The following is a 22129-nucleotide window of genomic DNA, read 5'->3' on the forward strand; positions in this document are numbered from 1 at the left end:
TCTCTTCTAAGCCTATGCCTTCAGATTGGCTTTGACCATCTGAACCAGCATCTCATCTTTAAATGGTTTTACGATAAAATCCCTGGCTCCCCTCTGAATTGCCTGGGCAATGACCGCTTCCTGTCCCAGAGCGGAACACATGATGACTCTTGCCCCGGGATCTTCGGTCAGGATATCATCAAGGACCTCCAGACCGGTCCGCTCCGGCATTGTGATATCAAGAAGCACCAGATCCGGCCGGATCTCCTTATAGCGTTCCAGCGCCTCTCTTCCATCGCCAACCTCTGTGAAATTCTCATATCCCGCTGTTTTAAGCGCCCTTTTAATTACCATCCTCATAAACATTGCATCATCTACAATCATTATCTTTGTTTCCATCCGGTTTTATCTCCTTCCTTTCCTCCGCATCTGTATACAAAAGCGTCTTATTTCTCCGGACATACTGTCTAAAGGAAGCTGCTTCTGCGCGCCTCCAAGCTCAAACGCCGCCGAAGGCATATTGTAAATTTCACTCGTCCTCCTGTCCTGGACAACAGTATAGGCTCCCGCATTTTTCATTTCCAGCAGGCCTTTTGCTCCGTCGTCTCCCATACCGGTCAGAATCATTCCCATGGCATTCTCCCCCGCCGCACCGGCCAGGGAAGAAAATAGATAGTTGACCGACGGAGCAAAGCCGTTTACTTTCTCTCCCGGAATATTTCTGACGACATATCCCATACCGCTCCTGCCGACGCTCATCTGGCAGCCGTCGGAGGCCAGATAAACCGTCCCGTCCTGTACCATCTCTCCCGTCTCAGCCTCTTTTACCTTCATCTTAATCTGTAAATCCAAATATTGTGCAAAACTTTTCGCAAATCCCCTGCTCAGATGCTGTACGAGCAGAATCCCGCAGGTGTCCTCCGGCAAATCTTTTAAAACTCTGAGAAGCGCCTTGGGCCCTCCGGCCGATGAACCGATTCCCACTAAAAAGCGGCTGTTTTTATCTTCCCGTCCGTACAACAGATTTCTTCCCGCTTTTGAATTTCCCACTTTAATCCTGATGAGCAGTTCCCTTGCAAACAGGTCTCTTCCCCGTTCCGTATCCATGGATGTCATCGTTAGAAAGTCACATCCGCTTTTACGGGCAAAATCTTCTCCGGCTCCATCCCCGCAGACGGCGATGATATAGTTTTCCTTTTTCCCAAATGTATGGACAGACTTGTACTCCCTCTCAAAAAATGCCGCGGTCTCGCATCCCAGAATAACCGCACCGTACTCTGCGGCAGGCGAAATTCCCTTCCGCCACGCGCCGGCTCTTAAGACAGAGGCCGATATTCCCCCACTCTGCAGCGCGTTTCTGATCGTTTCCTGTATCCTTACGGTCTCCGCAACAATTGCAACCCTGATTTCTTCCATACGCATTTCCTCTATTTTCTATAGACAGCCGGGCGCACATAAGTAAGCAGCTCCTGGTCTCTGGGAAGCAGCTCGGTATGGCCCACAAACAGATAGCCGCCCGGTTTCAACGCCCGGTTTAAATTTTCTATTAATTTTTTACGCGATGCATCGTCAAAATAGATCATGACGTTGCGGCACAGAATCAGATCAAAGCGTTCAATCCCCACATTGGGCCTCAGAAGATTCATAATCTGAAATCTGACCTTTTCCGTGAGCTTCGGGATAATTGTGAAACTGCCTTTGTCCTTTTCTTTCCTGCAGTACTTCTGCTGCCAGAACAGCGGTATCACATCCAGTTCACTGATCGGGTACCGTCCTTCTTTTGCCTTCCCTATCACACTCTCCGAAAGATCCGTGCCCAGGATTTCAAAAGAGGGGAGAAATCCCCCTCCGTCGGTATAATTTTGAAGCAGCATCGCCAGCGTATAGCACTCTTCCCCGCTGGAGCAGCCGGCAGACCAGACTCTGAACGGAGACTTCGCTGTTTCCGGCCGGATATCGGGAAGTATATTCTGCTCAAGAAATTCAAAATGTTTCGGTTCCCTCATAAAATATGTATAATTCGTCGTAAGGCGGTTCAGCAGGGCGGCCCTCATCCTTCCGGTTCTGTCCGCCTCCATCATCTCCATATATTGTTTCAGGGAGGTAATTCCGTTCTTTTCCATTTCCTGGCTCATCCTGCACTCCGCAATGACCCTCTTTTTGGAAAGATCGATTCCGTAGTGTACCTTCATATAATTTATCAGAAGTTCAAACTCCTTACCCGTAAACCGTATCAAACCGCTCACCTCCGGACAAATCGTCTGCCAGCAGGCCGCAGACACTGCCGTCTTCCCGGACCACCAGTACGGCACACTCAAACTCCTCTTTGTGCTGCGCTCCATCCAGATATTTTACAGGGATAAGCCGGCCATGGAAATATATCATGCCCGCAATACCGTCCGGCGCTCCCGGTACTTTAATCACACGGGGCTTCGGCAGGATTCTTCCAATCTGTTCCATCAAAACCTCCCCATATCCTTCCCCGGAGTATAATCTGAGAATCTCTCTTTTCTCTTCCACCATCTTCGCTGCCTCCGTCATAAAAATAAGTCCGGCTCTATGACAAACGCCCATGCATCCAGGCTCTCCATATATGCCGCTCTCCTGAGGCGGGAACCGTTCCCGCCCGTCACCTCTTCCGGCATCTCCTTCAGAACGGCGGATTCCAGTTCAAAAATCCCCATGATTTCATCGGCCCGGAATCCGTAGAGGCAGTCCTCCCGGTTCAGGAGTATCATATAGTTCCCACAGACACCGGCGTTTCCTCCCCACAGACGGCACAGATCAAAGAAGCACACCTCATTGCCGCCGTAGGCAGCCTTACCTTCTTCGTCTGTCTTTCCCGGAAGAATATGCTTTACCAGCTCAAGCGGAATCAAAAAAAGAGCAGCTTCTAATTCAAAACACAAAAATGTTTTTGTCATAAAGCCCCTCCTTTTCACAATTTCTTTAATTTGGTTTTATTTTAAAAGTGCTGACCAGGCTCTTAAGCCTCTCCGCCTGCCCTGAAAGCTCTTCACTGGCTGCAGCGCTTTCTTCTGCCGTAGCCGAATTGCTCTGCACGATGTTGGATTTCCGCGTAATATTCTTTGTAATTTGTTCCACGGACTCGGCCGTCTTATCCGCAATGACGGAAAATCCTTTGCCTCCGGCTCCTCCACTTCTTATCTGCAAGGCCGCTTACCGTGTCAGCCAGCGTTTCTATTGTAGACACCTGCTTCGATGTAACTGACGGAATCCCTTCATCCTCTCCCCACCATAAAGTCTTTAATTCCCAGTTCCTCCCGGTATATGTTCCTGCAGTTTAGGGCAACGTCCTTTGACTGTAAGATTCTTATTTTTCAACTTAATAACTCCTCGTTCTATCTTACAATAAATGAGATCTTACTTCAAGCTGATTCTCTGCTTTCTGCCCGAAAATCAGGCTGATTTTTTTAATTTTTTGTGCAATTGCTAAAAATTTCCTGGAAGATACGTATATTTTTTTCCTCTTCGGACAATAATAAGCAAAACGGAGAAATCCGCATACAGGAAAGGATGGTAGAATATGCAGAAAACTATAAATGTAATTGCTCTCACCATAGCCATTATTGGTGCAATCAACTGGGGACTGATCGGGTTCTTTAACTTTAACCTCGTTTCCTTTCTCTTTGGTTCCGCTTCTATGCTGTCCAAAGTCATTTACGCCCTGGTGGGAATCTGCGGATTATATCTCATCGGCTTCTACGGCCCTGTGACACAGGAGAAATAACCCCCTGTTATCTACAACAATATAATGGTTACAAAAAAGAACAGGACGGCAGGTTTTAATCATCTGCCGTCCTGTTTCTTTTTATTGAGTGGCAATGAAAAGTTCGCGAAGCGTGCTTTTCGTTGTTGGCCGGCAGTGAAAAGCCCGCTGAGCATGCTTTTCACTGCCGTATATTAAACTTATCTTACTCCGAAATGCTCAAACAGGACTTTCTCCGCCTCGGCGTTCCAGAGACCTTTGTGGGCCTTGCAGCACTCATCCAGCTTCTTATAAAGCGGATCCGTCTCTCCCAGCTTCGCAAAGTCGTCAATGGCCGTCAGAGGCATCTCAAACTGTGTATAGGTCAGCTTCTTTCCTCCCGGAATGGATGGAAGGTTCTTTGTGGCCTCTGCGATGCTGTCGATTCCGCCTACATGGGTTACCATAACGGCCGGCTCGATCACGCCTTTTGCGGAAAGGGCGTTGGCCTCGATCAGGTCATCGGTGTTGCCGCCTGTAGTTCCCATGATATGGGTGCTTGTATAGTGGCAGTTGTAGAGATTAATCTCGGCTGAAAACTGGCTGTCGGTCGGGCCTGCAAAGAAGTTCATGCAGCCGTCAAATGCCAGCAGTTTATCTCCCATCTCGGCTACCTGCCTGATTGGAGCGTATACGAATACGTCATCGTAACCGTGGCCTTCCGTGATAGCCGTAAGTTCTGCAATCGGATCTGCCATTGCCGCCGTGTTTACATAGTGGAGTTCCACGCCCATCTCCCTGGCGTGGGCCTCGGAAATCACTTCTCTTGCACGGTTGATTCTGTCCTCGTTGACATCGGTTACAACAATCCGTTTCGGCTTATTTTCAAACTGGATGCCGTAGCTTACGGCTCCTAGGCCCATCGGGCCGCAGCCTCCCATGATTAAGATATTGCCGTCCACTTTTGTTCCCATTGCATGCTCGTAATTCTTTTTGTTGGTGTGGTAATTGGCATGGTATCCGCCGATAATACAGCTCATCGGCTCTCCGAGGGATGCCTGGAAGTAGCTCTCGCCGTCGTAATTCAAGAGACAGCCCATCTCCATCACCTCGTGAGGGATAATGCAGTATGTGGCGGCTCCGCCGCAGAACTCATAGGAATATCCCGGGGAGTCCAGTTTTCCCTGATAGTTGATGGCCGGCTGGATGGAGAATTTCTGTCCCGGTTTGAACTGATCCTGCCATTTCTTTCCGACCTGTACGATATCTCCGGCAAATTCATGGCCGACGATAATCGGGTTGGTATCGATATTCTGCGGAGCGCGTTTATGTTTTTTACCCTGCTTAACCAGCTTGTAGGTGGACATGCAGATACTGTCGCTCATTACCTTTACAAGGATTTCATCATCCTTTATCTCCGGTAATTCAAATTCTTCTAATCTTAAGTCGTCGAGCCCATACATTCTCACTGCTTTTGTTTTCATGTTTTCAACCTCCAATGATTGTTCTGTTTGATATCCTTCTGTTATTATCTATGATTACCAGCTTTAAATTCCATCATTCTGAAAATGATTCCATCACGCTTTTGTTGTAAATGCCGCGTAGATATCATCCTCGCTGCCCTTAATCAGTTCCTCGACAGCCTCCGGCGTCGCCATCTTCTCTGCAATGGTTGAGAGGATTTCCAGATGCTCCTCCCCTACTCCGGCGATTCCGATTACAAGATTAACCTTCTCGGTTCCCCAGTCGGTGCCTTCCGGGAATACCATCACTGCAATTCCGGACTGTTTAATTTCTTTCTTGGCCTCCTCAACTCCATGCGGAAGCGCAATTCCGTTTCCTATATTGGTAGGGAATGAAAGTTCCCTTTTTATCATTGCATCGATATATCCTTCGTTTACATACCCGCTGTCGCAAAGGAGCTGTCCCACCGCCCGGATTACGTCATCCTTCGGCATCGGGCTGCAGTTTAAACGGATATTTTTCTTTTCTAAAAGCTCCGGTTTCTGAATTTTTTCAGCCTGTTCTTTTTTCTTTCCAAAACCAAACATTCTCTTATTCCTCCTCATTATCCACAGGTTTTCCCGTTCCGGTGTTTCTTCTGTTCCCTTTTATGTCTCAATTATAGCCCCGGCACACCGTATAATTCAACCGAAACAAAAATGCATTTGGCATCATCAGATAGTGACAAAAGCTGAAGGCGGAAATTTCCGTTTTTACATTCTGTCCAGATACTGGTCAAAGTATTTTTTGAGATACCGCGACAGCAGATCCCGGACGTTCTCCTCTTCCTTTGTTATGATGGCGTTCAGGAATTCATCCTCTTCCACCAGCATCTGGCTTAAATAGCCCAGCATGTCCGCGTTCTCCTGCGTGTGGCCTTCCTCCGGCATCAGCATAATGATGGCGGCCCTGATTCCCTTCATATCGGGAGCGGTAAACCATTCTCCCGAATCCGGTACAAAGACCGTAAATACCGGCTTTGTGACCCCGGCTGTCCGCGCGTGGAGAAGCGCGAATGAGAAATCCGGGAAGAACTGGGAGCCCATCGTTTCCCTTCTCCTCAAGGCCTCTACGATCATGGTCTGCCGATCCGCGTAGGGCGTCTGCTCCTCTCCCGCCTTTAAAAGCAGCTCCCCGAATGTGGCCGCCGTCCCAATCTTTGTGCGTTTAAAACGTTTGATCAGCGATTTAATCTGGGTCGCCATATAATTGACTTCCTCAAGCTGTCTTGTAAACGCCTCATTCTCTTTCCCGGCCACGGGCATGCGTTCGTATTCACGCACCCTGGCGGCAATCTGCTCCATCTCCTGCGACGTCAGAAGGGGGCTTACGTAAAGGATATCCGCATTCTCCCGGATAGGAAGCGTGGATACAAAGAAATCAGTATGCTCCAGTGCGAACGGGTTCAGATCGTTAACCCCGTATGCCGTAAGCTCGATGCGGTCCTTGAAAAACTTGTTGATCCTGGAGCACATCAGGCGTGATATTCCAATGCCGCTGGCACAGACCACGCCCATGTTCACTTTTCTTTTTACTTCCTTCCGGCTTTCCAGGCGCACCATCGCCGCCCCGAAATGGATGGCCAGATAGCCTATCTCAGGCTCCGGTACCGTGAAACCGTAATGCTCTTCAATTACTCCGGCAACATCGCGGCACCGCTCAAAAATGGCGGCATAATCGTTCTTTATCTGTTCCAGAAGCGGATTCTCAATCTTCATATTGTTGGCAAGGCGCACTAATGTCGGCTGCAGATGGGCGGCCAGCCCCTGCACGACGAATTCCTCATCCTGTTTAAGCTGCCAGGCGACGGCCGGATCAAACCGGTCAATCATCGCGTTTACCACCGACAGAAGTTCCCTCTGCCCGCTCACCCTGGCCTTAGAGTCCTCGTCCAGCTCTATCTGCTGGACCTTGGCTCCCTTAATGTGAAGACAGACGTATGCAACCTCGATCTCCGGGATTTCGATCCTAAACTCCTTTCGAAGCTCCTCCACGATTCTGCCCGCCAGGCGGAAATCTTCGTCGCCGCGCAGGGACTTAATCATGGCCTCGTTCTCTTCCAGTATCTCTTTCCCCAGAATCCTGTTTACCGCGATTGTCACATGCAGGACGAGTCCCACATAGGAATTCTCGGTCAGGTTTAAAAGTCTTCGGTCCTTCACCCTCTGGATGCACGCAATGACCCGCAGCAGGAGGTCGTTATTTAAAATCTTGTAGATGTTTTTATCATTTTTATTTTCCACCAGTTCAAACAGCGCCTGGTCTTTTTCCTCATAAATATCCCGGATAAAGCGCGTGTCGATATTTTCATCGATAAAAGCCCTGAGAGCCAGGCGGAAATCCTTCTCCCTGCCCTCTATGGATATCCCGTATCCGGGTTTCCGGTTGATTTTCAGGTTAAACGGAGCAAACCACTCCTCCGCAGCCTCCAGATCCGCGCTGATCGTCGCTTCACTGACTCCGAACAGATCACTGTAGTAGTAAAGCTTTTTCAGCGTCTTGTCCTTCAGGATTTCCAGGATCAACCTCTTGCGGCGCTCCGTCCTGTCCGAGACGTAAAACGTGTCCTTTTCGCTCAGCTGCCTGAGCAGCCTCTCCCTGTCTTCCGGTTCCCCCTCCAGCCACACTCCCGTCCCCGTCTTGGAACAGAACGTCACATTATATTCTTTCAGCGCTTTTCCCAGGTATTCCAGTTCCCTCTGAACCGTGCGCTTGCTCAGGTTCATCTGCTCCGCCAGATTTTTGACGGATATGACTTTATCTTCATTCAGCATGAGCAGAAGTATCTGCTGCATTCTCGGTGTAAAATCCATATATTTACCGTTCCCTCTCCCGCTTTCCGGCACTTAACCGCCCTTACCCGGCTTTTGTCCTCCGGGCCTTTTCCCCGCCCGGTGTTTTTATACGATAGAAAGACAGAACAGGGTGTGGAGGCACACCCGGTTTCTGTCTTAACAATTTTCTATATGCGCCCGCCCCGCCTATGTGACGGTTCCGGGGCATTTCCCTTATCGGTTCAGTAATTCCTGAATCAGCTCATCGTATTCCGGCGCGGCCAGGAAATTGGTGATAAGGATAAGCTGCGCGTCAGGATTGCTGTGCCCTGCTCTCTCTCCCAGTTCCTGATGCGTTACCACAATCTGCGCATCAGCCGGGATGGAAGATACAGGTGAATGCATAACCTCAATATTTCCAAGGCCTGCCGCCGCCAGTTTCTTCTTGAGCACCGTTGCTCCCATTGCGCTGGAACCCATTCCGGCGTCACAGGCAAATACGATTTTTCTGATATCTTTTGAATCAACTGTATTTGCTGTTTTATGCTCTTCGGCAATTCCCTTTGCCGCATTCTTCATTTCTTTCATCTTGTTCTTGGAAGCTTCCAGGTCCTCATCCTTGCCGGCGAATTTGAGAATCGGCATGGAAATGAAGAAGGATACCGCCGTAGCTACGAGAACGCCTGCCAGAACCGGGATATAGCCGCCGCGCGGGGTCATTCCGAGAATTGCAATGATGCTTCCCGGTGAAGCCGGTGCGGAAAGTCCTGCGCCCAGCATCTGCTCTACAAAGATGCCGCTGGCTCCGCCTGCAATAACGGAGAGAAGTAAAAGCGGATTCATCAGGATATATGGGAAATAAATCTCATGGATACCGCCGAGGAAATGAATGATTACGGCGCCCGGTGCGGAGCTCTTTGCAGAACCCTTGCCCGCCAGGCAGTATGCCAGCAGCACGCCGAGTCCCGGGCCCGGGTTAGCCTCAAGCAGGAAGAAAATGGATTTTCCCGTTTCCTCCACCTGCTGGATTCCCATTGGGGAGAAAATTCCGTGGTTGATTGCGTTGTTCAGGAACAGAACCTTTGCAGGCTCGATGAAAATACTTGCCATTGGGAGGAGTTTGTTGTCAACGAAGAAACCAACGCCTGCCCTCATTGCCTCGTTTAATGATTCTACAAGAGGCGTAACGCCCTTTAATGTAAGGAGCGTCAGGATTGCGCCTACAATACCGAGTGAGAAGTTATTGACCAGCATCTCAAAACCTGCCGGAATCTTACCTTCTATTACATTGTCTATTTTTTTCATAATCCATGCCGCCAGAGGACCTACAATCATGGCGCCGATAAACATTGGAATATCGGAACCTACGATTACGCCCATGGTTGCGATGGCGCCGATTACGCCGCCCCGCTGTCCGTGTACGGCAGCGCCGCCCGTGTAGGCAATTAACAGCGGCAGAAGCACGGTTGACATTGGCGTTACAAGCGCGGCCAGCGCCTCATTCGGCATCCAGCCCGTCGGGATAAACAATGCCGTAATTAAGCCCCATGCGATAAACGCGCCGATATTCGGCATAACCATACCGCTCAAAAACCGTCCAAATAACTGAACTTTTTCTTTCATACTGATACCCTCTTTCCACTTTTATGTTCTATTTTCCAATTTCCGTTCATGTAACTCCAAATTGATAAAAGTGACCGGCCGGTCGTTCCTTTTGATAGTTTTATTATACCCACCCTGAGGGAAATATTTCAACATGAAGAAACAAGGATTTGTCACTATGTAATAGCGCCAAAAATCTGGCTGACAGTGACAAATCCCTGTTTCGTTTTAATGGTATATTATATGCACAGTCCCTATACGCAGAAGCTGGAGGCGGCCCGCTTCAGATAATCTAAGAAATTGGCCTTTCTCACATCCTCCGCCGCTACGATATCCACGCTTCCAAGCTCCTGCCCGTTTAACCGGTAGACGAGACGGCCCAGGATATCGCCCTCGCCCACGGGAGCTTTGATTTCTTCTTCAAATACCCATTCTTTTTCAATGCCTCCGAAGTCCTCCCCCTTCATCGTCAAATAGGAAAAGGTTCCGTTCAGCCTTCCCTGCACGGTGTCCTGTATTCCGTTTATCAGCGTGGCCGGCGGCACTGTGCCCGGATCTTCGTCACGGTACATCCGGCAGTTGGCATAACCGTAATTTAAGAGTGTCAGGGCATCGCCGAACCTGGCTTTAAAATCGGGGGCTGCAAGTATAACGGCGATAAGTTCCACACCGTCTTTTTTTGCCGTTGCCGACAGGCAGTATTTCGCCAGGGAGGTCGAACCCGTTTTCAGGCCGGTCACCTCAAAATTGGTGGCCATTTTGAGCAGTTTGTTGGTATTGGAAAGACCGAATTCTTTTGTGCCCTGTTTTGTCACATGGGTAATGTTCTCCATCCATATCGTAGAGTAATTAAATATCTCGGGATATTTTGTGATGAGCTCCCTCGACATTAACGCTATATCACGGGCCGACATTGCATGGGTTGTGGAATCGGTCAGTCCGCAGCAGTCCTCAAAGTTTGCGTTTTCCATTCCAAGACCTTTTGCCCGCTCGTTCATCATTTTTACAAATGTGGCCTCATCTCCGCCTATGTATTCCGCCATTGCCACGCTGGCATCGTTGCCGGACGCAATGACAATGCACTTGATCAGTGTCTCCACGGTCTGGACTTCGCCCTCCTCCAGGAATACCTGGGAACCTCCCATGGATTTCGCGTGGGCGCTGGTGACAACTTCGTCGTCCAGATGAATCTTTCCGGACTTCAGGGCGTCAAAAGTCAGAAGCAGCGTCATAATCTTCGTAACGCTGGCCGGGTTCCTGGCCTCGTCGGCATTCTTTTCATAAATCACCGTTCCGGTGGACGCCTCAATGAGAATTGCCTCCGGAGCCTGAATTTCCGGCCCGTCCGCAGCCTGGACCATCGCCGAAGCCGCCGCGGCCGGAATCTCCGGAACTGAAGCATACACGCTGCAAAGCCCCGCCTGCAGGACCATCATAATCGTCAAAATAACCGCCGTTAATCGTTTCATACCTTTTCTCCGCATCTATTTCCTTCTTTAATCAGGATATGGACAGAATGCATGTACTTATGCCATTGTGTTACAGGAAGTGTTCTTTTCTTTCCGACAAAATTTTATGGGGGGAATGAGAACGCCGCCGTTAGGTCGGGGGGCGGGATGGTGAAGGGGAGGTTGTGAGTCTTCAGTCCCGGTTTGAGTTTGGTCGCAGGTGGTGAATCCGGGCAGAAAAAGTTCCTCCGGGAAACGCTTGCGCTCTTTGGAGTACATAACGGTACTAACCTCGTGAAAAACCTCGGTAAGTGCCGATGAACTCCCAGGTGGTTCTTTCTCATATTTGGATGTTTTATAAATGCTGGCTGTTCAAATTTTCCAGTAATAACAGGCACAGGGGAAATCAAGAGGCCAATAGAATATCCAATGTTCAGAAAGGACCTCCCAGGTTCCCTGCGGAATCTTTTTAGCTTCTGTCCACCCTGTGGCCAGAAACACGCTGCGCGATGCACAGAAACGGTAAAAATCACCGTTTCGCGCTGCAACCCTCGGGTTTTCTGTGACTTACGCTGCGCTGCACTCACATAAAACACCTCGCGGAATACAACCGATTCAACATTAACATATTCTTACTTCCCCACGGGAAGGTTATGGCCCGGGACTGAAGACGCGAAGGTTTTCGCCATCCCGGACCCCGGCTTGCGGCCGCTGAATTGTTCTTATTCCTTCAAAGGGGGAGGTACTGTCGCTGCCACTACGTTTTCCCAAATTTCAGGGGAATTCCTCCCTATATTGTCAAATGATTTTCCTGTATGGTATCCAATTGATGAATCTGAGCTTCGACGCCTGACTTATCCTTAAATATCCATTGAATTTTATAATTCATCATTAAATTCAGCTTTGGATTTTTCTCTGAATCCTGCCCGAAATACCTTCATAAGGTAAAAGATTCACGACTACATAGTGGCCGCGACAATACCTCCCCCTTACTTGACGAAAGAGACAATCAGCCCCTGGAGCCGGCGGACGGGGCAATACACTTCGCTGAGTCTTCAGTCCCGTCGACAACCTGCCCGGGGAAGGAAGGAGAAAAGATTCCGAAGGGGACATTGGAATCCGCCGGTGCTTGATGAGGTTTTTTCGAATCTAGCACCGCTGCGCATTCCACAAGCGGAAGCGAGTCCCCGTAGGAATCTCTTCTCCTGGATTCCCCCTTACCACAACCTGCAAACCGGGACTGAAGACTCATATCCACCCTCCCACTCCCCCGTCCGCCGTCTTACAGAGGCGTCCTCGCATCTCAACTAACCTCCCTCTTATAACCAAATAAAAGGAATAAATTTTAAGTAAACTGTAATAGTTATTCCCTGAAATCTATGCTATAATGATACCCAAACGATGAAATGCATCTTCTTTTTTATTTCCATCGACAACAATGGAAGCCGGGATTTTTTCCGGTCTACTTTTTTGCCTGTCTGTCATCCTGGTTTTTAATTTCATGCCTTACAGGCGCCTCAAACAAAACATATTCTTAGATAAAGGTGATTTAATACTATGGGAAAAGATGATTTTTTACTGAAAAGCAGCGGATATTCCAGCCATTCCAGGCGGCAGCGCAGGAAGTTTCTGCGGGTACTGCCCTATATTGTCCTGGTGTCGATTCTAGCTATTTTACTCTGCATTGCGGCGTATCTCTACATGAGAAATAAGAGCCTGGAGACCAGGGGAGTGCTCGGGGAAGTTTATACGGCCTCAGATCCGTCCATGCAGGGATCCGATCCCGGCAATCAGGGGGCGGCGGGAGACACCTCCGAATCCCAGGATGCCGCGGAAGCTTCTGCCGATGCAAACAGTCTGGAAAGCTATCTGAACCGCGCCAATCTCATTGCCGCCGGTTATGATTACGACGCTGCCATCGCGCTTTTAAATGAAAGCCCTTATGCATCGGATGAACAGGTTACTGCGGCAATTGCAGGCTTTGAAGAGACAAAGAACACGCTCGTGCGCGCCGATCCGAAGAAAGTTACGCATGTATTTTTCCACACCCTGATTATGGATACCTCCAAGGCCTTTGACGGCGATTCCAGGGAAAAGGGCTATAATCAGATGATGACCACCAAAGAGGAATTTATGAAGATTCTTCAGTCCATGTATGACCGTGGTTTTGTCCTTGTAAAGCTCCACGATGTGGCTTACGAGACCACCGGCGAGGATGGCAATCCGCACTTTGTCCAGGGCGACATTATGCTGCCTCCGGGCAAGCAGCCTTTCGTCATGTCACAGGATGACGTATGTTATTATGAATATATGGAAAACGACGGTTTTGCCACAAAGATGATTATCGGAGAAGACGGAAAACCTACTAACGAGATGAAACTGGAAGACGGTTCCGTGCTCGTAGGTTCCTACGACCTGGTACCGCTGCTCGACGACTTTATCGAAGAGCACCCTGATTTCTCCTATAAGGGGGCAAAAGCAGTTATTGCTCTTACTGGTTATAACGGTATCCTCGGTTACCGTACCGCCCCGTCTTACGACTCAGACGAATACAGAGCCAAGAACCCGGGCTTTGACTATGCAAAAGAACGGGAAGAGGCCGCCAAGGTAGCCGCGTGCCTGAAAGAAAACGGTTTTGAGCTGGCTTCCCACAGCTGGGGCCACAGAAACATGGGAACGATTTCGATGGAGAACTTCCGCGCGGATACGGATAAGTGGGAGGCAGAGGTGGAAACACTGATTGGCCCATGTGATATCATCCTGTTCCCGTTCGGCAGCGATATCGGCGGCTGGATGCCTTACGACACCAGCGGTGAACGTTACCAGTATCTCCATTCCAAAGGATTCCGTTATTTCTGCAACGTGGATTCCAGCCAGTACTGGGTACAGATTGGCGACGATTACATGAGACAGGGACGAAGAAACCTGGATGGCTTCCGAATGTATTACGACCTTCCGGAGACAAATCCGACGAAGGATCATTTGAGCGATTTATTTGATGTTACCGAGGTATTTGACAGAAGAAGGCCCACTCCGGTCGCGAAGATGAGCGAGTAGAGAAGAAACGATAAAAAAGTGCCATACCCGGCGCCAGGAATACTGGATTCCTGTACCGGGTATGGCACTTTTTTAATTATAGGAAATTACGTCCTGTGAATCAAAAACACTCCGCGAGCGGGATTCTTTGTTCTCATCTAAAACTGCACTATCTCTTTTATTTCTTTTGCCTTCTCCACATAATCCGCATAGAGCATCGGGCCTTCGCCTTCATATTCCGGGCTGAATTCGTATTCCACTCTCGCGGTAACCTTCACCCACTCTTTTGTTTCCAGAAGTCTGGCATTTTTGGCTTTACACATGAAGCCCAGGAAGGTCATGTCCGCTTCACAGCAGGTCATCGCCATTCTTCCCGGCACGAAGTAGTTCTTCGGAAAATCAGGAGTCTTAAGAACCATCGCAGTAAATTCCACCGTCTTGCCGCGGTAGCGGTCGGGCTTGTCCAGCATGTCGATATACCAGATTCCGTAAGCTTCCGGTGAAATCTCTATCACTTCTGCATTTACATCATACGGCAGATCCGCCTCGGAAATTTCCTGTATCTCGCCCTCGGCATCCTCAAAGACAATCTGCACCTGAGGATTCATTCCCTTTAAGGTCCTTCGGTAGGTATCCAGATCCTCAATTCCGTCACACCGGTTCATAATGAGCATTTCCGTGTTTCTGACCATGGCGCCCACCAGCGGTTTCATATTGTTCAGATATAAATCAAAGGTAGAACCGTCGACAATCGTAATCTGCTGGTAAAGCTCCCAGTCGGCCGGAAGTTTCAGCTCATCAAGGTTCCACATGCCGTTCCACTCCACCAGCACGCGCTCCGGGTTATAGAAAAGCTCCAGTTCTTCCAGGTATTGCGGAGTGAGCTTTGAGAGTTCCTCCACGTAGACTACCGCCGTCTTTGTCTCTTTGAGTAAATCTGCCTCGTACTCTTCCTCGCCTTCTTCGCAGACAATTAATAATGTCTTTCCCTCAGACTGGAAGTAATCCTGCTGAAGTGTAAACTTTATAAAGGCCGTTTTACCGGCTTCCAAAAAACCATTGATCAGAAATAACGGCATCTTCTCGTCATCCATTACTTATATCTCCCTCCGTGTTTCATCAGGCTTTGAACGCCGCTTCCAGGCCATCCTCATCCAGATTTGCGCCTATTACGCAGAGTTTACCGGTATAATCCGGAATTCCCTCGCGGATTTCCACCTGTTCCGGAACCAGATCAAAATGAAGCCATATTCCTTCTTTCTCGCCGGGAATCATGCCCTTTGCACGAAGTACCTCGCCGTATTTCCTGCTGTAAGCAAGTTCATGAAGCACTGCCTCCAGTTTGTCGCGGCTGATGGCAGGCACATTCTCTCTTCCCCAGCTTGTGAAAACTTCATCGGCATGATGATGGTCATGGTGATCGTGATCGTGGCAGCCACAAGTGCAGTTTTCGCCGTGATCATGGTCGTGGTGATGCTCATGATGCTCATGATCATGGCAGCCACATTCCTCATCGTGGCCATGATGGTGGTGCTCATGCCCGTGATCGTGGCAGCTGCATTCTTCTTCACCGTGATCATGATGGTGGTGCTCATGCCCATGATCGTGGCAGCCGCATTCTTCTTCACCGTGATCATGATGATGGTGCTCATGCCCGTGACCGTGGCAGCCGCATTCTTCTTCCTCATCGTGAGCATGATGATGGTGCTCATGATCGTGACAGCCACACTCTTCTTCCCCGTGGCCGTGATGGTGGTGCTCATGCTGTCTGTATTCCCTGGCCTCCTTCATCAGTTCTTCCGCCATATCATCCTTTTTCTCGATAATTTCCAGAAGCTGCGCACCCGTAAGCTGGCTGCAGGGAGTTGTTACAATATTTGCCGCTGCGTTATGCTCCCTGAGCATCTCAACAGCTGCCTGAACCTTTTCAGCTGCCGCTATATCCGTACGGCTCAGCACAATAGTACCTGCATTGTCGATCTGGTTGTTGAAAAATTCACCGAAATTCTTCATATACATGCGGCACTTGTTTACATCTACAACGGTAACGGCACTGTTGAGCATTACTTCTATTTCAGAAGCGACATCTCTCACCGCCTTCATGACATCGGAAAGCTTTCCAACACCCGACGGCTCGATGATGACACGGTCCGGCTGGTATTTTGTAAGCACTTCTTTAAGTGATTTGCCGAAATCCCCAACCAGGGAACAGCAGATACAGCCTGAATTCATCTCACGGATCTCAATCCCGGCGTCTTTTAAAAATCCTCCGTCAATTCCGATCTCACCAAATTCATTTTCAATCAGCACGACTTTCTCTCCTGCGATGGCTTCCCTGAGGAGCTGCTTAATAAATGTAGTCTTTCCTGCTCCAAGGAAACCGGAAATGATATCAATCTTTGTCATTATTATCAACCTTCTTTTCTTCTTTTTACAATAGTTTAAACCTAATTTATTATTTTTACACAAATACAGGATAAAGTCAAGCAGGTGAGAATTTCAGTCAGCTTTTTTATTCCATGTTCCGCATCAGCCAAAACGGAACCCGGCTTCTCCCGGACACAAAGAGGACAGCATATGATTCCCTCCGGAATTATGCTGTCCTTACCGTCTTTCGCTTCCGGCCTGCCGAATATTTTCCGCAGCCATTTCTCTATCCGGACTTTTTAATTCTTTCTCCGTTTTACCATTTAAATCCCTGCCGCACCGCCTGCACCAGACTGAACAGTATAAAAGCCGCCAGGTCAACTACCACCACACTGGCTCCTGCCGGGGTGGAATAGACGTAGGAAATCACCATTCCAATACAGAAACAGATAATAGAAAGAATTCCTGAGACAATCATTACTCCCCTGAAACTTTTGAATATCCTCATCGCAGTCAGGGATGGGAATATAATCAGGCTGGAAATCAGCATTGCCCCCATCATCCTCATTCCGAGCACAATGGTCACGGCGGTCAGGACCGCAATCAGGACGTTATAGATAGAAACATTCACTCCGGTTGCCCTGGCAAAGTTCTCATCAAACGTCACTGCAAAAATCTTATTATAGCAAAACAGGAAAAGTCCTAATACCACTACGGAAAGAACGGCGGCAAACCGTACGTCTTCCCGGCTCATCGCAAGGATGCTGCCGAACATATAGCTGCTCACATCGGTTGTCATTCCCGTCGTCAGGGAGGTCACGATAATACCGATTGCAAGCGCGCTGGCTGATATCATTGCGATGGCCGCGTCACTTTTAATTTTTCCCCTCTCCGTAATCCTGAGGAGGAAAAATGCCGCCAGGACTACAACGGGAATCGATACTTTGAGGGGCGACCATCCGATTGCAAGCGCCACCGAAAGAGCGCCGAACGACACATGGGAAAGTCCGTCGCCTATCATGGAATACCGTTTCAGGACAAGGCTGACCCCTAAAAGTGATGCACAGAGGGACACCAGCACACCTCCCACAAGCGCTCTTACAATAAAGGGGTAGGACATCATTTCACTTACAATGCTCATCCTTCGTCACCTCCCAGAAACTGTCTGCCGATACCGCTCTTCAGATAATCTCTCATTGTTCCGCAGAAAATTGCCTTCTGCTGCAGATGCAGGATTTTTCCCGCCTGCTTTACAATATTAGCCATATCATGGGAAACCATCAAAATGGCCACCTTTTCCTCCCGGTTCAGCTTTCTGATAATATAATAAAAATCCTGAATCGCGGAGGGATCCAGCCCGGTAATCGGTTCATCCAGAATCAGAAGCTTGTCCGTGGCACAGAGCGCCCTGGCAATCAAAGCCCTCTGTTTCTGCCCTCCCGACAAATCCCTGAAACAGCTTTTTTTCAAATCCATAATTCCCAGGCGCTCCAGATTGGCAAGCGCCGTCTCTTTTTCTTTTGAAGAGTAGAAGGGCCGGTTCCCTCTCTTCCCCAGACAGCCGGACAGGACCACCTCAAAAACGGTAGCCGGAAAATCTTTCTGAGCCGCTGTCTGCTGGGGCAGGTAACCAATTCCTGCCCTTTTAAGCTCCTCCGACACTTCAATCTTTCCCGCCGTCGGCTTTAACAGGCCCAGAATCCCTTTCATCAGGGTGCTCTTACCCGAACCGTTCTCACCTACAATACAGATATAGTCCCCCGTATTGACTTCCAGGCTCACATCAATGACCGCATCCTGGTTCTCATATCCAAAATCGACATGCTCACATCTTAATAATAATCCCATTTATTCAAGTCCTTTTCTCAGGTTCACCACGTTTTGCTCCATCAGCTCCAGATAAGTTACCCCCGAATCAAACTGCCTCCTCGTCACATTGTGGCAGGAGTGGAACAGAAGAGGTTCCGCCCCCGTCTCTTCCCCGATAATCTCGGCTACACGGTGGCTGGAAAGTTCCAGGTAATAGACTACCGGTATATTTTCCGCCTTCACTTTATCTATCAGGTAGGCAATCGTCTTTGCACTGGGTTCCGTATCTGAGCTGCATCCGGTAAAGGCCGCCCGGTATTCAAGACCGTATTCATCAAAGAAATAGCGCAGCGGAAACTTGTCGCCGAAAACAAGGAGTCTCCTGTGCCCCGCCGCAACAACCTCCCGGAACTCCTGATCAAGCGTCTTCAATTCGCTGATATAATCATCCGCCCTTCTGCGGTAATCTGCCGCATGGGCTGGATCTTCCTCCATCAGCACATCCGCCAGGACTCCCGTCAGCTTCATTGCATTGACCGGAGAAGTCCAGATATGTTCATCATACTCTATTTCAATTTCGTGGCCGTCGTCATATTCATGGCCGCTGTGCAGAAGGTCTTCTCCATAACCGTATTCCTCTTCATGGGTGTGTGCGTCAAACTGCTCTGCCTCATGCGTATGTTCATCCGTCTCGTGCAGGTGTTCACCCTCTTCATGCAGATGGCCGTCATTTCCGTGAACGCGGCGGTCCGATGAATGGTCATGCTCTTCCGCCTCCATCCCTTCCACAATCTCTTCTTCCACGGTGTCCACATAATCCATCATTGTGACAACACGGCCGGGTGCCGCACCGTCTCCAAAGGAATCCAGGACTTTCCCGAACCACTGTTCCATGGCGCCGCCGTTGCACACCACAAGATCTGCATTCTGGATGGTAATCATATCCGCCGGGGTCGGTTCAAAGGAATGGCTGTCCATTCCGGCGGGAACCACAAGGGTAAGCTCGATATCATCTCCTGCTATCTGGCGCAGAAAATCGTAATAGGGGAACAGGGTTGTAACCACATTCAGTTTCCCGTCCGTATCTTTGCCACCCTTTTTCGACTCGTCTGCCGCATGATTTCCCGTCTCGCCGCCTATCGTTCCACTGTTCCCACCACCGTAACGGCTGCAGCCCGCAGCAAAGCCGATGACTGCAAAAAACAGGGCCATAACGGAGAAATGTTTGGCAAAACGCTTCATCCAATTTCCCTTTTTTCTGTTTTTATTTTCTTTCATTCAAATCCTCATTCGGCATATTCGCTTTTTCTACAATCATTTCCACCTGAGAGGGATGATCCACAATATATTTCGGACTCAGAGCCTCCAGTTCCGCCCTGTCCCTGAACCCCCAGGTAACGCATGCCGTATCCATTCCGGCCGCGATTCCCGTCTTCATATCCGTATTGGTATCACCCAGATAGAGGCATTCTTCCGGCGTCATTCCCATCTCACGGCAGACAATCAGCGCTCCGTCCGGTGCCGGTTTCTTAGGCGTGCCCGCCTGTTCTCCCCTGACGCAGTCAAAATAATCTTTTCCGAAAATGGTTTCTATGTTCTCCACCGCCTGGTTATGCGGTTTGTTGGAGAATACTGCTATCTTTACCTGTTTCTTCCTCAGATATTCAAGAAGATGCCCGATTCCTTCATAGGGCCTCACATCCTTCATGCAGTACTTTGCAAAATTCTCCATATACAGCGGGAGAGCCGCCTCATAATGTACCAGCTTCTCATCACCGCAGGCCCTCAGGGCGCGTTCCATCTGTGTCCTGTAACCGTCTCCCACCATCCGCTTCGTCTGCTCCGGTACAATCGGTCCGAGGCCAAAAGCAGCCAGCGTCACATTCGTTGTATAAGTCAGGGCATTAACCGTGTTAAGCAATGTCCCATCAAGATCAAAAATACATAAGCGGTACATCTCTCTCATCCTTTCGATGTAAAATTCAGATTATTCACAAACAGTACGCGAATAAACCTCACGTAACCTATCCGGTTTGAACAGTAACAGAAATTCCCACATGTAATAATATACTAAAAAAAAGAAAGATGCAACGGCCACTTATTTTTCCCATCCCCCGGCCGGGGTGTAAAAAGGGGGGATTCTTGAATTTGTCTTTCTTTTCTCTTTCTATTATATTAATTCGTCCCCAGGCTCTGGCCTGCGTCCCGGGGGCATGTTATAATGTCCATATAATTGAGTTCGGAATGGTGAGGGGGGGGGGATGTGAGTCTTCAGTCCCGGCTTGAGTTTGATCGCGGGTGGGGAATCCGGGCAGAAAAAGTTCCTCCGGGAAACGCTTGCGCTCTTTGAAGTGCATAACAGTACTAAGGTGCCAAAATACGCCACCTAAGTACTGATGGACTTCCAGGTTCCCTGCGGAATCTTTTTCTCCCGGATTCCCCACGGGAAGGTTATGGCCGGGACTGAAGACGCGTAGGTTTTTGCCATCCCGAAAACCGGCCTGCGGCCGCTGATTTGTTTTATTCCTTCAAGGTGGAAGGGCATTGTCGCTACCACCACGGGCCTTCAGATGCCCGGGAACCGTCTCTTTACAAACCTGAGAATGTGTTGTTATAGAGCCGTCTTTCACTCAGGATGAGATAGTAGAAATCCCGAGTCTTAGCCACTCAAAACAGTGTTTTATCCTGTTTTACATGCACTGTGAAGCAGCGATTAATAAGATAGCAAACCGATTAAATCCCACCGCTTCGTAGTGGTTGTTGCAATACCTCTTCTGCACTTGACGAAAGGGACAACCAGCCCCTGAAGACAGCGGACGGGGCGATCACCTTCGCTGAGTCTTCAGTCCCGTCGACAACCTGCCCGGGGAAGGAAGAGAAAAACTTTCCGAAGGGTGACCTTGAAGCCCGCCGGTGCTTGGCGAGGTATTTTCGAGCCTAGCATCCGCTGTGCGCTTCACAAGCGGGAGCGTGTCCCCGAAGGAATTTTTTTCTCTGGATTCCCCCTCACCGCACCCTAAAGCCCGGGACTGAAGACTCATAACCTCCCCCCGATGCACAGCTTTAAAATACAAACTAAAAACCATCAGACACAGATATTTCTATAAATAAGGAGGCACTTAATGAAAAAAAGTATCAGAATCCTGTCATCCGCACTGATTATATCAATGTCCTGTTTCTCCACTTCCTTTGCCGGGCAGTGGATACAGGACCAGAACAGGCCTTCCGTCAAAGACGGCGTCTCAAACTGGCGCTGGCAGGAGGATAACGGTTCCTATGTCGGCAGTTGTGATCTCTGGCTGGACGGAAACCGGGACGGCATCTATGAAAACTATTATTTTAATTCCGACGGCTGGATGCTTGCCGATACCGAGACGGAGTACGGTCAGAAAATAGGGGTGGACGGCGCAGCTCTTCTGAGCGACGGGACCGTATCCCTACTCACCGCTCCCAGGGACAGCAGCGTGATAACCACACGTGATTATACCCTCACCCTCCCGGATAACTGGAAGAATCATTTCTGCTACTCCACGAACGGAGGAAATCTTTATGTTGATTTTTATCCTGTCAAGCCGCTGATTATGGACGGAAAAATCCGCAGCTCCGTCACTCAGACCATGTTCTGGCTCCTGCAGTTCGACAGCCGGGAAGAGATGGATGAAACAAGAGCTCTTGGTATGCACGACGGCTGGAAGTATCTTGGCAGCCACGGCGGCAAATACTATGTGTCCTGCGGTCCCACAGACACGGCCATCGAATTTTATACGGACGAAGAGCGGGAAATGATGCAGCAGATGGACAGCAGCCTTTATTCCGGCATGCAGCCGGGTTTATGGAACAGGATGGCATTCCAATAGCCCCTTGCTGCATTCTGGAAATGGCTGTCATGTAAAGGAGGGTTC

The 22129-nt window shown here is 49.3% G+C and carries 21 protein-coding genes; 3 read left to right on the forward strand and 18 right to left on the reverse strand.

Annotation, left to right across the window (positions count from 1 at the left end):
- Positions 1–12 precede the first annotated feature (12 nt).
- From V3C10_17805 to V3C10_17830, 6 genes are read right to left on the reverse strand one after another with little or no spacing between them, the layout of a single operon-like run.
- Positions 13–378, reverse strand: a complete 366-nt coding sequence (locus tag V3C10_17805; protein WVP61147.1) for a response regulator — start codon at positions 376–378, stop codon at positions 13–15.
- A 6-nt stretch (positions 379–384) separates the two neighbouring features.
- The gene (locus tag V3C10_17810) at positions 385–1395 is read right to left on the reverse strand and encodes a CheB methylesterase domain-containing protein (GenBank protein ID WVP61148.1); all 1011 of its coding nucleotides are present in this window, start codon (positions 1393–1395) and stop codon (positions 385–387) included.
- Between the two features lie 11 nt (positions 1396–1406).
- Positions 1407–2225: a protein-glutamate O-methyltransferase CheR gene (locus V3C10_17815; protein ID WVP64652.1), complete on the reverse strand. Its 819-nt coding sequence runs from the start codon at positions 2223–2225 to the stop codon at positions 1407–1409.
- Positions 2197–2502, reverse strand: a complete 306-nt coding sequence (locus V3C10_17820) for a chemotaxis protein CheW (protein ID WVP61149.1) — start codon at positions 2500–2502, stop codon at positions 2197–2199. The genes V3C10_17815 and V3C10_17820 overlap by 29 nt, the downstream gene beginning before the upstream one ends.
- A 14-nt stretch (positions 2503–2516) precedes the next feature.
- Entirely contained in the window at positions 2517–2903 is a 387-nt protein-coding gene (locus tag V3C10_17825; protein ID WVP61150.1) for a chemotaxis protein CheW, read from the reverse strand.
- A 25-nt stretch (positions 2904–2928) separates the two neighbouring features.
- Positions 2929–3153, reverse strand: a complete 225-nt coding sequence (locus tag V3C10_17830; protein ID WVP61151.1) for a hypothetical protein — start codon at positions 3151–3153, stop codon at positions 2929–2931.
- 373 nt (positions 3154–3526) lie between these two features.
- Here V3C10_17830 and V3C10_17835 point away from each other — a divergent pair, with 373 nt between their 5' ends.
- Positions 3527–3730: a DUF378 domain-containing protein gene (locus tag V3C10_17835; GenBank protein ID WVP61152.1), complete on the forward strand. Its 204-nt coding sequence runs from the start codon at positions 3527–3529 to the stop codon at positions 3728–3730.
- A 179-nt stretch (positions 3731–3909) separates the two neighbouring features.
- On the opposite strand, the gene V3C10_17840 is transcribed toward V3C10_17835, so the two are convergent.
- The 6 genes from V3C10_17840 to V3C10_17865 all read right to left on the reverse strand — a co-directional run bounded on the left by V3C10_17840 (position 3910) and on the right by V3C10_17865 (position 12267).
- Complete coding sequence (locus V3C10_17840; GenBank protein WVP61153.1) at positions 3910–5172, reverse strand: zinc-binding dehydrogenase; 1263 nt, start codon at positions 5170–5172, stop codon at positions 3910–3912.
- Between the two features lie 93 nt (positions 5173–5265).
- Entirely contained in the window at positions 5266–5739 is a 474-nt protein-coding gene (locus tag V3C10_17845; protein ID WVP61154.1) for a PTS sugar transporter subunit IIA, read from the reverse strand.
- Between the two features lie 165 nt (positions 5740–5904).
- A complete protein-coding gene (locus tag V3C10_17850) occupies positions 5905–8004 on the reverse strand; it encodes a BglG family transcription antiterminator (protein ID WVP61155.1) in 2100 nt (699 codons plus the stop codon).
- 195 nt (positions 8005–8199) lie between these two features.
- On the reverse strand, positions 8200–9588 hold the full coding sequence (locus V3C10_17855; protein WVP61156.1) for a PTS mannitol transporter subunit IICBA: 1389 nt from the start codon (positions 9586–9588) through the stop codon (positions 8200–8202).
- A gap of 233 nt (positions 9589–9821) precedes the next feature.
- Positions 9822–11036: a D-alanyl-D-alanine carboxypeptidase family protein gene (locus V3C10_17860; GenBank protein WVP61157.1), complete on the reverse strand. Its 1215-nt coding sequence runs from the start codon at positions 11034–11036 to the stop codon at positions 9822–9824.
- A gap of 988 nt (positions 11037–12024) precedes the next feature.
- Entirely contained in the window at positions 12025–12267 is a 243-nt protein-coding gene (locus V3C10_17865; GenBank protein WVP61158.1) for a hypothetical protein, read from the reverse strand.
- Positions 12268–12572: 305 nt separating this feature from the next.
- Here V3C10_17865 and V3C10_17870 point away from each other — a divergent pair, with 305 nt between their 5' ends.
- The gene (locus V3C10_17870) at positions 12573–14072 is read left to right on the forward strand and encodes a polysaccharide deacetylase family protein (GenBank protein ID WVP61159.1); all 1500 of its coding nucleotides are present in this window, start codon (positions 12573–12575) and stop codon (positions 14070–14072) included.
- A gap of 137 nt (positions 14073–14209) precedes the next feature.
- On the opposite strand, the gene V3C10_17875 is transcribed toward V3C10_17870, so the two are convergent.
- The 6 genes from V3C10_17875 to V3C10_17900 all read right to left on the reverse strand — a co-directional run bounded on the left by V3C10_17875 (position 14210) and on the right by V3C10_17900 (position 20184).
- Positions 14210–15145, reverse strand: coding sequence for a GTP-binding protein (locus V3C10_17875; protein WVP61160.1), 936 nt, complete (start codon positions 15143–15145; stop codon positions 14210–14212).
- Positions 15146–15170: 25 nt separating this feature from the next.
- The gene (locus V3C10_17880) at positions 15171–16457 is read right to left on the reverse strand and encodes a CobW family GTP-binding protein (protein ID WVP61161.1); all 1287 of its coding nucleotides are present in this window, start codon (positions 16455–16457) and stop codon (positions 15171–15173) included.
- Between the two features lie 277 nt (positions 16458–16734).
- Complete coding sequence (locus tag V3C10_17885) at positions 16735–17559, reverse strand: metal ABC transporter permease (protein ID WVP61162.1); 825 nt, start codon at positions 17557–17559, stop codon at positions 16735–16737.
- Positions 17556–18266 carry a metal ABC transporter ATP-binding protein gene (locus V3C10_17890; GenBank protein ID WVP61163.1) on the reverse strand — a complete coding sequence of 237 codons (711 nt, stop codon included), beginning with the start codon at positions 18264–18266 and terminating at the stop codon, positions 17556–17558. The genes V3C10_17885 and V3C10_17890 overlap by 4 nt, the downstream gene beginning before the upstream one ends.
- Entirely contained in the window at positions 18267–19505 is a 1239-nt protein-coding gene (locus V3C10_17895; GenBank protein WVP61164.1) for a metal ABC transporter substrate-binding protein, read from the reverse strand. It abuts the gene before it with no gap.
- A complete protein-coding gene (locus V3C10_17900; protein WVP61165.1) occupies positions 19492–20184 on the reverse strand; it encodes an HAD family hydrolase in 693 nt (230 codons plus the stop codon). Before V3C10_17900 ends, V3C10_17895 begins: the two co-directional genes overlap by 14 nt.
- Positions 20185–21349: 1165 nt before the next feature.
- On the opposite strand from V3C10_17900, the gene V3C10_17905 reads away from it, so the two are divergent.
- A complete protein-coding gene (locus V3C10_17905) occupies positions 21350–22084 on the forward strand; it encodes a hypothetical protein (protein ID WVP61166.1) in 735 nt (244 codons plus the stop codon).
- The last annotated feature ends 45 nt before the right edge of the window (positions 22085–22129 follow it).

Source organism: [Clostridium] symbiosum (genome assembly GCA_036419695.1).
In the GTDB taxonomy this organism is placed as follows: domain Bacteria; phylum Bacillota; class Clostridia; order Lachnospirales; family Lachnospiraceae; genus Otoolea; species Otoolea symbiosa_A.